13 protein-coding genes are annotated in these 13,141 nt (G+C 68.2%); 4 read left to right on the forward strand and 9 right to left on the reverse strand.

From position 1 onward, the window contains the following. Window positions 1-24: 24 nt before the first annotated feature. Window positions 25-1,878 (forward strand): multicopper oxidase family protein, encoded by a 1,854-nt coding sequence (locus SBP02_RS18750; RefSeq protein ID WP_318643909.1) that lies wholly within the window; start codon window positions 25-27, stop codon window positions 1,876-1,878. Window positions 1,879-1,914: 36 nt separating this feature from the next. Continuing rightward, window positions 1,915-2,493 (forward strand): SCO family protein, encoded by a 579-nt coding sequence (locus tag SBP02_RS18755; protein ID WP_318643910.1) that lies wholly within the window; start codon window positions 1,915-1,917, stop codon window positions 2,491-2,493. Window positions 2,494-2,812: 319 nt separating this feature from the next. Here the strand turns inward: SBP02_RS18755 and SBP02_RS18760 are convergent, their stop codons facing one another. After that, entirely contained in the window at window positions 2,813-4,579 is a 1,767-nt protein-coding gene (locus SBP02_RS18760; RefSeq protein WP_318643911.1) for a sodium:solute symporter family protein, read from the reverse strand. A gap of 11 nt (window positions 4,580-4,590) precedes the next feature. Then, complete coding sequence (locus tag SBP02_RS18765; protein WP_318643912.1) at window positions 4,591-4,857, reverse strand: DUF4212 domain-containing protein; 267 nt, start codon at window positions 4,855-4,857, stop codon at window positions 4,591-4,593. Window positions 4,858-5,106: 249 nt separating this feature from the next. Here SBP02_RS18765 and SBP02_RS18770 point away from each other — a divergent pair, with 249 nt between their 5' ends. Continuing rightward, window positions 5,107-5,733 (forward strand): glutathione S-transferase family protein, encoded by a 627-nt coding sequence (locus SBP02_RS18770; RefSeq protein WP_318643913.1) that lies wholly within the window; start codon window positions 5,107-5,109, stop codon window positions 5,731-5,733. Here the strand turns inward: SBP02_RS18770 and SBP02_RS18775 are convergent. The 5 genes from SBP02_RS18775 to SBP02_RS18795 form a co-directional block, all read right to left on the reverse strand. After that, the gene (locus tag SBP02_RS18775) at window positions 5,721-6,251 is read right to left on the reverse strand and encodes a hypothetical protein (RefSeq protein WP_318643914.1); all 531 of its coding nucleotides are present in this window, start codon (window positions 6,249-6,251) and stop codon (window positions 5,721-5,723) included. The genes SBP02_RS18770 and SBP02_RS18775 overlap by 13 nt on opposite strands. Continuing rightward, window positions 6,248-6,526: a hypothetical protein gene (locus SBP02_RS18780; protein WP_318643915.1), complete on the reverse strand. Its 279-nt coding sequence runs from the start codon at window positions 6,524-6,526 to the stop codon at window positions 6,248-6,250. The genes SBP02_RS18775 and SBP02_RS18780 overlap by 4 nt, the downstream gene beginning before the upstream one ends. Before the next feature lie 118 nt (window positions 6,527-6,644). Continuing rightward, window positions 6,645-6,947, reverse strand: coding sequence for a hypothetical protein (locus SBP02_RS18785; protein WP_318643916.1), 303 nt, complete (start codon window positions 6,945-6,947; stop codon window positions 6,645-6,647). Window positions 6,948-6,995: 48 nt separating this feature from the next. Continuing rightward, a complete protein-coding gene (creD, locus tag SBP02_RS18790) occupies window positions 6,996-8,354 on the reverse strand; it encodes a cell envelope integrity protein CreD (protein WP_318643917.1) in 1,359 nt (452 codons plus the stop codon). Window positions 8,355-8,502: 148 nt separating this feature from the next. Beyond that, the gene (locus SBP02_RS18795) at window positions 8,503-8,937 is read right to left on the reverse strand and encodes a CBS domain-containing protein (RefSeq protein ID WP_318643918.1); all 435 of its coding nucleotides are present in this window, start codon (window positions 8,935-8,937) and stop codon (window positions 8,503-8,505) included. 325 nt (window positions 8,938-9,262) lie between these two features. Here SBP02_RS18795 and mgtE point away from each other — a divergent pair, with 325 nt between their 5' ends. Then, the gene (gene mgtE, locus SBP02_RS18800; RefSeq protein WP_318643919.1) at window positions 9,263-10,915 is read left to right on the forward strand and encodes a magnesium transporter; all 1,653 of its coding nucleotides are present in this window, start codon (window positions 9,263-9,265) and stop codon (window positions 10,913-10,915) included. A 10-nt stretch (window positions 10,916-10,925) separates the two neighbouring features. Here the strand turns inward: mgtE and creC are convergent, their stop codons facing one another. Both creC and creB read right to left on the reverse strand, forming a co-directional pair. Then, window positions 10,926-12,350, reverse strand: coding sequence for a two-component system sensor histidine kinase CreC (gene creC, locus SBP02_RS18805; protein ID WP_318643920.1), 1,425 nt, complete (start codon window positions 12,348-12,350; stop codon window positions 10,926-10,928). Window position 12,351: 1 nt separating this feature from the next. Further along, complete coding sequence (gene creB, locus SBP02_RS18810; RefSeq protein WP_318643921.1) at window positions 12,352-13,080, reverse strand: two-component system response regulator CreB; 729 nt, start codon at window positions 13,078-13,080, stop codon at window positions 12,352-12,354. Between the last annotated feature and the right edge of the window lie 61 nt (window positions 13,081-13,141).

A 13,141-nucleotide genomic window follows, 5' to 3' on the forward strand; every position in this document is an offset into this window, starting at 1 on the left:
CCGGCGGAAACGGGGAGAGCCGTGATGAACGAGAAGCGCACGAACACCGACCGCGCCCCTGCCGACGACTCGGCCGAGGGGCCTTCCAGGCGCCGCTTCCTCAAGCTGTCGGCGGCGGCCATGGCAACGCCGCTGCTGCTGCGCCCACGCCACGGCCAGGCCGCGCTGTGGGTGACCACGCCGCAGCCGGTGTTTCCGCCCAGCCCGCGGACCCGGCCCTGGCTGGAAGAACTGCCCAGGGCGATAGTCCCGGTGCGGCCCGCCGACGTCCTGGTCCCGGCCGCCGAGGCCGAGCCGAAATACGACGACGAGGAGGCCGGGCGCGAATCCCACCAGCGCTTCGACGAGCTCGTCTCCGTCCTGGGTGCCCCGACCCTCTATGAGCTGAGGGCCAAGGCCGTGCCCTGGCGCTTTCACCCGGACCTGCCCACCCAGACCGCCTGGACCTACGTCAGCGCGGGCGACGAGGCGACCTTGCCGTCCACCATCCTGGCCCGCTACGGCAAGCCGGTGGTCTGCCGCTTCCATAACGAGCTGCCCAAGGATCACGTGGGCTTCGGCAGCCCGGAGATCTCCACCCACCTGCACAACCTGCACATGTCCTCCGGCTGCGACGGCTACCCGGGCGACTACTACCGCGAGGACAAGGCCGGGCCGACCCTCAAGGAAACCGGGCCCAACGGCGGCAAGGGGCGCTTCAAGGACCACTTCTACCCCAACGTCTATGCCGGCTACGACGACTGGCGGGCCAAGCACGGCGGGGGCATCGGCGACCCCAACGAGGCCCTCGGCACCCTCTGGTTCCATGACCACACCGAGGACTTCACCGCGCCGAACGTCTACCGCGGCCTGGCGGGTTTCTACCTGCTGTTCGACCCTATCGACTCGGGCGACGAGAGCGATCCGAGCACGACGGCCCTGCGCCTGCCCAGCGGCCGCTACGACTACCCCCTGGCCTTCGGCGACAAGCGCTTCGACCCGCAGGGCTATCTGTTCTGGGACGAGTTCCACGTCGAGGGCGTACTGGGCGACAAGGTGACGGTCAATGGCAAGATCGAGCCGGTGCTGCGCGTGGATGCGCGCAAGTACCGCCTGCGCCTGCTCAACAGCGGGCCCAGCCGCTTCTACGAGTTCTACCTGGTCGACGCCCGGGACAGGCCGCAGCGCTTCACCTACATCGCCAACGACGGCAACCTGCTGCCGGCGCCGCTGCTCGACCAGCGCAGCGTGCGCCTGGCCGTGGCCGAGCGCGCCGACATCGTGGTGGACTTCTCCCGCTACCCGATCGGCACCGAGCTCTACCTGGTCAACCGCCTGCGCCAGGAGAGCACGCGCAAGCCCAAGGACGTCAGGGCGCCGGGCACCCGGGTGCTGAAGTTCATCGTCGACGCCTACCCCGCGCAGCAGGACCTGAGCCAGGTGCCGGCCAGGCTGCGGCCACTGCCGGAGCTGCCCAGCGCCGAGGAGCTCGCCAAGCTCAAGGTGCGGCGCTGGGAGTTCGATCGCAAGAGCGGCCTGTGGACGGTCAATGGCCGACTGTTCGACGTGCACAACCCCAGGGCCAAGATCAAGAAGGGCAGTGCGGAGATCTGGGAGCTGGTGGGCGAGTCCGGCGGCTGGTCGCACCCCATCCACCTGCACCTGGAGGAAGGGCGCATCCTCAGCAAGAGCGAGGATGACGTCGAGATCCCGATACCGCCCCATGAACGCGGGCGCAAGGACGTGTTCGAACTCGACCAGACCATGACCATAAGGGTGCTGGTGCGTTTCCGCGACTTCACCGGCAAGTACGTCATGCACTGCCACAACGTGATCCACGAGGACCACGCGATGATGGTGCGCTGGGACGTCGAGGGCGACGACGCGGACGACGCCTGACCGGCGCCTGGGCCCAATGCACGAGGTGCAAGGCAGATGAACACACGCAGAGACTTATTGCTGGGCATGGGCGCCCTGGGTGTCGCCGCGCTCGGCCTGCACACCGCAGGCCGCACCAGGACCGGCGACCGGCGCCTGCCCAATACCCTGCTGCAGACCCACACGGGCCAGACGGTGCGTTTCTACGACGACCTGGTGCGCGACAAGGTAGTCGCCATCAACATGATGTACGTCGCCTGCACCGGTATCTGCCCCACCGCCACGGCCAACCTGCGCCAGGTGTACAGGCTGCTGGGCGAGCGGGTCGGGCGCGACGTGTTTCTCTACTCGCTGAGCCTGCAGCCGGAACTGGACAGTCCGGAGGTGCTCAGGGACTACGCCGCGCAGCAAGGCATAGGCCCCGGCTGGCTGTTGCTCACCGGCGCCCCCGAGGAGCTCGAGCAGCTACGCTACAGCCTCGGCTTCTACGACCCCGACCCGCTGCTCGACGCCGACAAGAACAACCACACCGGCATGCTGCGCATCGGCAACGACCGCTACCGGCGCTGGACCATGGCCGCCGCCCTGGCCAGCCCGCGGCAGATATTGGGCACCATCGAGCATGTCGAGGCCTAGCCGGCGCGTTACCCACAGCGGCGGTGGATAGCGCTGTGGACAGCCTCTGGACAAGCTGTAGCGACAGGCCTGCGGGCCAGGCGCCGCAAGGGTTCCCGCAATCTGGTCATTTATTGAGCCAATTCAACGAGATAGCTCGGCAGTTAGACACAGTATCTGTGCATCGCCCTGTGGATAAGCTGTGCCCTCGGCGGCGCAGGCCAGGGCCGACCGGGCCTGCGGCCCGCCGCTCGTTTTTCGTACAGCGCCGCGCCGCGGCGGCCAGAAAAGACAACGCCCCGTTTCCGGGGCGTTGTAGGTTGCGGAGCAGCGCGCTGGCTTAGTGGTCGATCGCGGCACCGGCACCACGGGGGATGCGGATGTCCTCGATGATGTGCTGGATGTGCTCCGGCGGCGCCGAGGTCAGCTTGGCCACGATGATCGACACCACGAAGTTGAAGATCATGCCCAGGGTACCGATGCCCTCGGGGGAGATGCCGAACCACCACTCGTTCGGGCCCGCGCTCGGGTTGATGAACTTGTAGTAGACGATGTAGCTGAAGGTGAAGGCCAGGCCCACCACCATGCCGGCGATCGCCCCTTCCTTGTTCATCTTCTTGGAGAAGATGCCCATGACGATGGCCGGGAAGAACGAGGCCGCCGCCAGGCCGAAGGCGAACGCCACCACCTGCGCCACGAAGGCCGGCGGGTAGATGCCGAACAGGCCGGCCACCACCACCGCCACACCGGCGGCGATACGGGCGGCGAGCAGCTCACCCTTCTCGCTGATGTTCGGCATGATGTTGCTCTTGAGCAGGTCGTGGGAAATCGAGGTGGAGATCACCAGCAGCAGGCCGGCGGCGGTGGACAGCGCGGCGGCCAGGCCACCGGCGGCGATCAGGGCGATCACCCAGCCCGGCAGGTTGGCGATTTCCGGGTTGGCCAGGACCATGATGTCGCGGTCCACGTACAGCTCGGTGGCCGCCTCGGTCGGGGCGTTGGTCACCAGACGCTGGCCATGCTCGCCACGCTCCTCGGCGAAGCTCGGGTTGCCGACGAAGGGTGCGCCCGGGCCGTACTGGATCTTGCCGTCGCCGTTCTTGTCCAGCCAGGCGATCAGACCGGATTTCTCCCAGTTGCTGATCCACTGCGGCGCCTCTTCGTAGCTGATCCCCGGAATGGTGGTCAGCAGGTTGGTGCGGGCGAACGCGGCCACGGCCGGGGCGGTGGTGTAGAGGATGGCGATGAACAGCAGCGCATAACCGGCCGACTTGCGCGCATCGCGCACGGTCGGAGTGGTGAAGAAGCGCACGATCACGTGGGGCAGGCCGGCGGTGCCGACCATCAGCGCCATGGTGATGAAGAACACGTCGATGGTCGACTTGCTGCCGTCGGTGTAGGTGCCGAAGCCCAGCTCGGTGCCCAGGCCGTTGAGGCGCTCGAGCACGGACTGGCCGGTGCCCACCACCTCGCTGCCGAAGCCCAGCTGCGGGATGGGGTTGCCGGTGATCAGCATGGAGATGTAAATCGCCGGCACCATGTAGGCGAAGATCATCACGCAGTACTGCGCCACCTGGGTGTAGGTGATGCCCTTCATGCCGCCGAGCACGGAATAGAAGAACACGATGCACATGCCGATGATCACGCCGGTGTTGATGTCCACTTCCAGGTAGCGGGAGAAGACGATGCCGACGCCGCGCATCTGCCCGGCCACGTAGGTGAAGGAGATGAAGATCACGCACACCACCGCCACCAGGCGCGCGGTCTGCGAGTAGTAGCGCTCGCCGATGAAGTCCGGCACGGTGAACTTGCCGAACTTGCGCAGGTAGGGCGCCAGGCACATGGCCAGGAGCACATAGCCGCCGGTCCAGCCCATCAGGTAGACGCTGCCGTCGAGACCGACGAAGGAGATGATCCCGGCCATGGAGATGAACGAGGCCGCGCTCATCCAGTCGGCGCCGGTGGCCATGCCGTTGAGCACCGGGTGCACGCCCTTGCTGGCGACGTAGTACTCGCTGGTGGAGCCGGCACGGGTCCACAGGGCGATGCCGATGTACAGCGCGAAGGTCGCGCCGACGAACAGGTAGATCAGGGTTTGGGTATCCATGTTCGGCGCCTTCAGTCTTCGTGGACGTCGTGTTTGCGGTCGTACTGATTCATCTTCCACACGTAGAAGAAGATCATCGCCACGAACACGTAGATGGAACCCTGCTGGGCGAACCAGAAGCCCAGGGGAAAGCCGAAGAACTGGATCTGGTTGAGCTGCTCGACGAACAGGATCCCGCAGCCGAACGACACCGTGAACCAGATGGCCAGCAGTATCAGCATCAACCGCAGGTTGTCCTTCCAGTAGGCCGTCGCGGCCTCTTGCTTGCTAGCGGACATGAGGGACTCCTCGAGGGTTTTTGTTGTTTTGACACTTGCAACTTAGCAGCCCCCTGGGCAAACGGCTGTGAGACTTTGGTCGAGTGCGGCGGCGCCCAGGCCCACGCCAGGCGGCGCCTGGGGCCTTGCGCCCCTTCCCCGGCGAGGCCGTTCGACCAAAGTCGCATGCGCCGCCGCGAGGCGGTTAGGCGGCTAGTGCTGGCGCCGGGGCACTGCTACTCTGCCGACAACCCCGATCGAGGAGTGCCCATGTCCAGCCCCAGCATGACCCTGCTCTACTCACCCGCCTCGCCCTTCGTGCGCAAGGCCCTGGTGCTGCTGCACGAGACCGGCCAGCTCGACCGGGTCGCCCTGCAGGAGGTGCAACTGAGCCCGACCGCCCCCAGCGCGGCGGTCAACGCGCAGAACCCGGCCGGCAAGATCCCCGCCCTGCGCCTGGCCGACGGCAACGTGCTGGTCGACAGCCGGGTGATCCTCGAATACCTCGACCAGCAGCATGTCGGCGAGCCGCTGATCCCCCCCGGCGGCAGCGCCCGCTGGCGCCGCCTGAGCCTGGCCGCGCTGGCCGATGCCATCCTCGACGCCGCGGTGCTGATGCGCTACGAGACCTTCCTGCGCCCGGCGGACAAGCGCTGGCCCGAGTGGCTGGACGGTCAGCGGGCGAAGATCGAGCAGAGCCTGCAGCACTTCGAGAACGAGGCGATCGCCGAGTTGAGCAGCCGCTTCGACATCGCCGCCATCGGCCTGGCCTGCGCCATCGGCTACCTGGACCTGCGCCAGCCCGAACTGGGCTGGCGCCAGCGCTGCCCGCAGCTGGCGGCCTGGTATGCCGAGGTCAGCCGGCGGCCGTCGTTGCAGGCGACTCAGCCGAAGTAGCCGAAGACAACCAGCCCCTCGCGCGGCAATAACAGCAGGGCGCCCTCGTCCTTCTGGCTGTAGTAGCCCCCCGCCTCCTGGCTGGCCCTGCTGATTCGCGCCGTCAGTTCGTCATCGGCATCGGCGCACTGCAGCCCAAGCATAATGGGCGAAAGCCCCTCCGCAGCGCCCTTGGCCGGCGTGGTCTGCCAGGCCTGGTAGTGGTAGTAGTCCCTTTCCGGGTAGCCGCGCGCCTGGCGCGCCTCCTGCAGCGCCGCAAGGCCCTCGCGCTGCAGGCGCACACGCATGGCGGACGACAGGCGCAACACCGCCACACCACAGCCCTCGCGAATACCACTCTCGCCGCCGATCAGTACCACGCCCTCCACCTCCAGCTGCGCCGGCAACGCATCGATTGCCTGGCCACGCTCGGCCAGCTTGAACCCCAGGTAGAACAGCAGCAGCAACCACAGCCAGAGCATGAGCGCGCGGTACAGCAGCCTGCCGATCAGCCACAGCCCAGCCGTCACTTGATTCATGTCGGCCATCCGTAGCGGTAGAACAGCCAGACCAGCGCCAGCACAGCGGCGCCCAGAGAGGCGCCCTGGCACCAACGGGCTCCGCAAGGCTCAATCGGGCGCCACAGGTGAGGTGCCTGCAGAGCCAGGCCCAGTGCGGCCAGCGGCGTGAAGAAGGCATTGAACGGCCAGGACGGCATCAGCAAGCCCAGCAGCACGGCCAGCAGATAAGCCAGGGTGCTACCGGCCATCAGTCCCGCCATGAAGTGCCACGCCGCACGCGGTTTCAGCGACATGGCGGGCTCTCCCTCCGCGGTGCCCGCGCGGGCTTGCCGTCCGGCATGAACAAGCGGGCGATGCGCCGCGCCAGCAGATGCCCCAGGCGCGCCTCCTCGCGCAAGCCGACATGACCGCTCATGCCCGGTACCACAGGCGCATGAAGCCCAGCGCCAGCAGCATGCCGACCTGGCCCAGGGCCGCGCAGAGCGCCAGAAAGGACTGTACCGAGGGGTTGCGCGGGGCGTCCGCCACCCCGCTCAAGCCGACCCAGAACGGCTCGGGCAGCACGGCCAGGCTCAGTTGCGCCAGCGGCTTGCCGGTGAACAGCAGGCCGTCGATCAGGCCGAACTGGCCGCAGAACATCAGGCCGATCAACAGCAGCGCGGCGACCACCACGCCGAGGGCGAGGCAGGCGGAAAATTGCAGGAACAGGCGCATCGTCAGGGTCTCCCGAGAGGGCGCGGCCAGGGCCGCGCCGAACATGGATCAAAGGGTGCTGGCCGGCGCGCTGGCGCCGCTCTTGCCGACGCCATACCAGTCCAGGTTGCGGGTCAGCACCATGACGCAACCGAGTACCCCGAACACCAGCAGCGAGCCCATCAGCAGGGCGTAGTCCTCGGCGCTGAGCAGGCCGTAGAGCAGCCCGTACAAGGCGGCCAGGAGCAGGCCGAAGGCGCCGCCGCGCAACCGGCCGTGCAGCACGTGGCTGACATAGAAGGCGTTCAGCGCCACGCAGGCCGAGGCCGAGAGGCCATAGGCCAGGGCGAAGCCCAGGTGCTCGGACAGCGACAGCAACAGCAGGTAGAACAGCGCCAGGGACAGGCCGACCAGGGCGTACTGCAGCGGGTGCACGGCCAGGCGCTTGAGCACCTCGAAGAGGAAGAACACGGCGAAGGTCAGGCTGATGAACAGCAGGGCGTACTTGATCGCCCGGTCGCTCTTCAGGTACTGGTCCACCGGGTCGACGAAGCTGACCCCGAAGCGCCGGCCGAACAGTTCCTGGCAATTGTCCTTGCGCACGCAGGCCTGCAGGCTCTGCTCCAGGTTGGTGGCGAAGAAGCTGGTCTGCCACTGCGCCGTGAAACCCTGGTCGCTCACCTCGCGCTGGTTCGGCAGGTACTCGCCGACGAAGCTCGGGTGTGGCCAGTCGGCCTGCAGCCTGACCCGGCTGTCGCGCCCGACCGGCACCACGCTGAGCTGCTCGGTGCCCTGCAGCTTGAGGTCGAAGGCGAACTCCAGGCGCTGCCCGCCCTGGCTGTCCAGTGCCGGCAACGGCACATGCACCCCGGCGCCGAGGCGCTCGTCGCCGCTGCCCGGCTGGAAATCCAGGCTGGCGCCGTTCAGGCGCAACTGCAGGGCGTTGCCGATGCCGCGGATATCGCTGATGCCCACCGCCAGGAACGGCCTCTCGAACTGGTACAGGCCCAGGTCATCGCCCAGCCCCAGGCGCGCCGGCAGCTTGAACAGGCCGCTGACCTGGTTGTCGCTGTGGTACAGGCGCGCCTGGTAGATGCCGCGCGCACGCAGTTCGGTAACCACCTGGCCATTGAGCTCGAAGCGCTCCGGCAGGAAGTATAGGCGCCCGCGTACCTGACGCTCCTCCAGATAGCGCTCGCCGGTCTTGGCCTGGGTTTTCCACTCGTGCAGCACCTTGGTGTAGGGCAGCACCAGGATCGGCCCGGTGAGTTGCTGGCGATAACTGGAACTGCGGGCGATGTCCTGCAAGACGGCATCGCGCTGCAGCTGACGCTCGGAGACCAGGCCGCCGATCATCGACAGGGGGATCAGCAACAGCAGGATCAACAGGGCGATGGCGCCCAGCTTGAAGGCCAGGGGTCGGTTCATGGTACGGCTCTCCGCAATGACTAGGGTGGGGAGAGTCTGGCCAGGCCATGGGGCGGTTTTATGCCGCAACGGTGGAGATTGTGTGGAGACTCGGGGGAGGCGCCCGGCCACCGCCTGCAACCGGGCGCCTCGCGAAAACCGCGGGCGGCTACTCGCCGCGGATGTACTGCTCCAACTGCTGGATCAGGCGGGCCTGTTCGGCGATGGTCTCCTTGACCAGGTCACCGATCGACAGCAGACCGATCAACTCGCCCTCGGCCATCACCGGCAGGTGGCGCAGGTGGCGGTCGGTCATCAACTGCATGCACTCCTGGGCCGACTGGCTGGGACCGACGGTGACCACCTCGGCGGTCATGATCTCGCTGACCTGGGCGGAGAAGGCCGAACGCTCCAGCAGGGCCACCTTGCGGGCGTAATCGCGCTCGCTGACGATACCCGCCAGGCGCCCGTTCTGTAACACCACCAGGGCGCCGATGCCCTTCTCGGCCATCAGCTTGATGGCATCGAGCACCGACGTCTCGGGGCTTACGCTATAGACCGCGGCGTGCAGCTTGCTGCGGAGAATCTCGGCGACTGTCTTCATACAAGGCTTCCCGGAGTGGAGGGGTAGGCGTCGCGGCCGGCGAGCCGCAGCGACTTCAATAATAGCCAACTTGCTCGACGAAGCCGCCGCCCCCTGCCCGGGCCTGCCGTTCGCCGTCGGCGCCGGGCAGGACGGAGTGCCTGGCCAACCGGCCCGGAGACCTTGTTCGCCTCGTGCAAACCTCTGTAGTCTCGCCGCGCGGCCAGGATGCGACGCCGCAAACGCTCCGCCTCGCCATCCAGCGCCGTAGCTGGGCCATACTCCCTACTGCGACAATGTCCTGCGCCAGTGACACCCTGCCACCCTTTGCCCGGCCTTGGCCCCTATGACGAGCACCGACCCCGAGGCGCGCCACGTTAAAGACGCAGCGAGCCGCAGCGACAGCGAACAGATCATCCAGGCCCTCGACGCCGGGAAGAACAAGCGCGTGCGCAAGCTGCTGGGGCGCATGCATCCGGCCAAGGTCGCCGCCATGCTCGAACTGCTCGAGGTCGAGCAGCGCCTGGCGCTGTGGCAGCAGATCGACCCGGCGCGCGAGGGACGCGTCCTGCCGCACCTGAGCATCAAGTTGCGCCGGCAGCTGGCCGGGGAGTCGGCCGATGCGCCGCAGGCCAACCAGGACTCGACGCTGGACAGCGGCAAGAGCGAGATCAACCATCTGGAGGCCATCCGCGACGCCCTGGGCCTGAAGAAGCTCAAGCGGGTCGGCAAGATTCTCCATCGCATGCACCCGGCCAAGGTCGCCGGCCTGCTCGAGGCGCTGCCGCCGGAGGAGCGCCGCAGCGTCTGGAGCATGGTCGAGACCGAACGGGCCGGCAAGGTGCTGATCTACCTGCACGACGAGATCCGCGTCGCCCTGGCCCTGGAACTCGACCTCGACGACCTGATCGCCTCGGCCGCCCATCTGGAACTCGACGACCGGGTCGACCTGATCCAGACCCTGCCCGGCGAGCTGGGCACCAAGCTGTTGCGCGCCAGCAGCGCCAGCCAGCGCAGCCAGCTGGAGTCGATGCTGGCCTATCCCGAAGACTCGGCCGGCGGCCTGATGAACGCCGACGTGATCCAGATCCGCGCCGACGTCAAGGTCAGCACCGTGCTGCGCTACCTGCGCCTGCTGGAGACGCTGCCGCCGCAGACCGACCTGCTGATGGTGGTCGACCGCAAGGGTCACTACCGGGGCGGGCTGCGCCTGAGCGCGCTGGTCACCGCCGACCTCGACCGCCCCGTCGCCGAGCTGCTCGACAGCGCCATCGTCGGCATCGCCGCCAGCGCCAGCGGCAGCGAGGTCGACCAGCGGTTCAAGGAGCTCGACCTGCTGTCCGCGCCGGTGGTGGACGAGGATAACCGGGTGATCGGCCGCATCACCCTGGACGACGTGGCCGACCTGATGCGCGAAGACTCCGAGCGCACCCTGATGCAGATGGCCGGTCTCGACGACGAGGCGGACATCTTCGCCCCGGTGCTGGTCAGCTCGCGCCGCCGCGCGGTGTGGCTGGGCATTAACCTGATCACCGCCTTCAGCGCCGCCTGGGTGATCGGCCTGTTCCAGGCCACCCTCGAGCAGCTGGTGGCGCTGGCCGTGCTCATGCCCATAGTGGCGAGCATGGGCGGCATCGCCGGCAGCCAGACCCTGACCCTGGTGATCCGCGGCCTGGCCCTGGGCCAGGTGCAGAAAGGCAACCTGCGCATCCTGCTCAACCGCGAGCTGGGCATCTCGGTGCTCAATGGCGTGCTCTGGGCGGCGGTCATCGCCCTGCTGGCCGTGCTCTGGTTCGGCAACTGGGGGCTGGGGGCGGTCCTGGGCAGCGCCATCCTGATCAACCTGCTGTGCGCGGCGCTGGCCGGCTGGGGCCTGCCCCTGCTGCTCGAGCGCATGGGCATCGACCCGGCACTGGCCGGCAGCGTGATTCTCACCACGGTCACCGACATAGTCGGCTTCTTCGCCTTCCTCGGCCTGGCCAGCGTATTGCTGCTGTAGCGCCCGGGACTCAGGCGCGGGGCAGACTCAAGACGACCTCGACCCCGCCTGCGACATTGCCGATGCGCAGCGCGCCGCCGTGCAGCTGCGCCACCTCCTCGACGAAATTCAGCCCCAGGCCGCTGCTCTTGCGCCCGCCACCGGGGCGCGGCAGGGAGTAGAAGCGCTCGCTCAGCCGCGCCAGGGCGTAGTCGGGAATGGCCTCGGCCTGGTTGAACAGGCGCAGCTCGACCCGCTCGCCGCAGGCTTCGGCGCTGCAGGCGATCAGCCCGCCGGCCGGGGTGAAGTCCAGGGCGTTGTCCAGCAGGTTGGCCAGGGCCTGGCGCAGCAGGAAGCGCTCGCCGCGCACCGCCAGCTCGGCGGGGAGGCGGTTGTCGATGCGCAGTGCGCCGCGCTGGATGCGGGCCTGCTGGGCCTGCAGCAGCGCGGCGAACAGCTCCTGCAGCGGCACCCGGACCCGCTCCTCCAGCCCCTGGCGCTGCTCCACCTGGGCCAGGTGCAGCAGGCGTTCGATCAGCTGCTGCATGCGCCCGGCCTCCTGGTCGATATTGCCGACGAAGCGCCGGCGCTGCTCGGCCGCCATGTCCCCGTCCAGCAGCTCGGTGGCACCGCGGATGGCCGCCAGGGGGCTCTTCAGCTCGTGGGTCAGGGTGTGTACATAGCGCTCGACGTAGGCCTTGCCCTCCAACTCGGTGCGCATGCGCTCGACCGCCTCGGCCAGTTGCGCCAGCTCGCCGCCGTGCAGGCTGGGCAACTCGGCGCGCTGCCCGGCGCTGACGGCCTGGGCATAGCGGGTCAGCCGGCGCAGCGAGGCGCTCAGCCACCAGGACAGCAGCGCGCCGATCAGCAGGCCGAGGCCGATCAGTCCGGCGCCGAGCCAGCCCAGGCGCTGCTGGGAACGCTCGATATAGGGCTGCAGGGTGCGATTGGGCTTGGCCACCGAGACCACGCCGATGATCCGTTCGCCGTCCTTGATCGGCGCCGCCACATACATCACCGAGGAGTCCGGGTCATGCGGGTCCTCGCGGCTGGAGCGGGCGCCGTACTGGCCCTTGAGGGTGAGGAACACGTCGTTCCAGCGCGAGTAGTCCTGCCCCACCGCGGCTCCGCTGGAATCGAGCAGGACGATGCCGGCGGCGTCGGTGACATAGATGCGGTGGTTGACCCGGCTCTTCTCCACGCCCCAGATCTGCGCCCCGGGCCGGCGCTGGCCATAGGCCTGGAGCAGCTCGGGCAGGCGACTGTGGGCCAGGCGGCCGGCCTTGACCTCCTCGCGCAGGATCTCCGCCAGCAGGTTGGCGGTGTCGACCAGGGTCTCCTCGGTGGACTGGCGCACCCCGGGACGTATCTCGTCCATCACCGTGCTCAACACGAACCAGCCGGCCAGGCCGACGAACAGGAAGTAGACCAGGAAGATGCGTACGCCCAGGGGCATCTCAGCGCTCCGGACTGCAGCTGTAGCCCAGACCGCGGTGGGTCTGGATCGGCTCGCGGTCGGCGGCGACCCGGCGCAGCTTGGCGCGCAGGCTCTTGATATGGCTGTCGATGCTGCGCTCGTAGCCGACATCGCGGGCCACGCCCAGGGCGTCGAGCAGCTGCTCGCGGGAAAACACCCGCTCGGGCTGTGCCAGCAGGGCTTGCAGCAGGCGGAACTCGTGGCGGGTCAGGGTCAGCGCCTGGCCCAGGTAGTGGATCTGAAAGCGCTGGGTATCGACCCGAAAGGCCCCCTCTGCGAGCGCCGCGGGCCCGGCCGGGCGCGGCTCGGCCGAACCCGGCCCGACCGAATGCGGCCCAACCGATCGCGGCCCGACCCGCTTGAGGATGGCCCTGACCCGCGCGGCCACTTCCCGCGGGCTGAAGGGCTTGACCACATAGTCGTCGGCGCCGATTTCCAGGCCCACCACCCGGTCGATCTCGGCATCCCGGGCGGTGAGGAAGATCACCGGCACCTCGGAGAAGCGCCGCAGGCGCCGGCAGGCCTCGAAGCCGCTGATGTCCGGCAGGCCGACATCGAGAATCAGCAGGTCGAAGGGCTCGCTTGCCAAACGCTCCAGCGCCTCGCCCGCCAGGCTCAGCCAGGTGGTGGCGAAGCCCTCGGCCTGCAGGGCGTAGACCAGGGTGTCGGCAATCGCGGCTTCGTCTTCGACTATCAGAATGTGCGGCATGGGCGTCCTGCGGCGCGGCGGTCTCGGCCGGCAGACTGCGCCAGCGGCGCCGCACGCGTCA

Source organism: Pseudomonas benzenivorans, assembly GCF_033547155.1.
In the GTDB taxonomy this organism is placed as follows: Bacteria; Pseudomonadota; Gammaproteobacteria; order Pseudomonadales; family Pseudomonadaceae; genus Aquipseudomonas; species Aquipseudomonas benzenivorans_B.

What these genes read in the sequence shown, in the direction of transcription:
- SBP02_RS18750 (WP_318643909.1), top strand. Translation starts at nt 25, where the DNA reads ATGAACGAGAAGCGCACGAACACCGACCGCGCCCCTGCCGACGACTCG.
- SBP02_RS18755 (WP_318643910.1), top strand. Translation starts at nt 1,915, where the DNA reads ATGAACACACGCAGAGACTTATTGCTGGGCATGGGCGCCCTGGGTGTC.
- SBP02_RS18760 (WP_318643911.1), bottom strand. Translation starts at nt 4,579, where the DNA reads ATGGATACCCAAACCCTGATCTACCTGTTCGTCGGCGCGACCTTCGCG.
- SBP02_RS18765 (WP_318643912.1), bottom strand. Translation starts at nt 4,857, where the DNA reads ATGTCCGCTAGCAAGCAAGAGGCCGCGACGGCCTACTGGAAGGACAAC.
- SBP02_RS18770 (WP_318643913.1), top strand. Translation starts at nt 5,107, where the DNA reads ATGTCCAGCCCCAGCATGACCCTGCTCTACTCACCCGCCTCGCCCTTC.
- SBP02_RS18775 (WP_318643914.1), bottom strand. Translation starts at nt 6,251, where the DNA reads ATGAATCAAGTGACGGCTGGGCTGTGGCTGATCGGCAGGCTGCTGTAC.
- SBP02_RS18780 (WP_318643915.1), bottom strand. Translation starts at nt 6,526, where the DNA reads ATGTCGCTGAAACCGCGTGCGGCGTGGCACTTCATGGCGGGACTGATG.
- SBP02_RS18785 (WP_318643916.1), bottom strand. Translation starts at nt 6,947, where the DNA reads ATGCGCCTGTTCCTGCAATTTTCCGCCTGCCTCGCCCTCGGCGTGGTG.
- creD (WP_318643917.1), bottom strand. Translation starts at nt 8,354, where the DNA reads ATGAACCGACCCCTGGCCTTCAAGCTGGGCGCCATCGCCCTGTTGATC.
- SBP02_RS18795 (WP_318643918.1), bottom strand. Translation starts at nt 8,937, where the DNA reads ATGAAGACAGTCGCCGAGATTCTCCGCAGCAAGCTGCACGCCGCGGTC.
- mgtE (WP_318643919.1), top strand. Translation starts at nt 9,263, where the DNA reads ATGACGAGCACCGACCCCGAGGCGCGCCACGTTAAAGACGCAGCGAGC.
- creC (WP_318643920.1), bottom strand. Translation starts at nt 12,350, where the DNA reads ATGCCCCTGGGCGTACGCATCTTCCTGGTCTACTTCCTGTTCGTCGGC.
- creB (WP_318643921.1), bottom strand. Translation starts at nt 13,080, where the DNA reads ATGCCGCACATTCTGATAGTCGAAGACGAAGCCGCGATTGCCGACACC.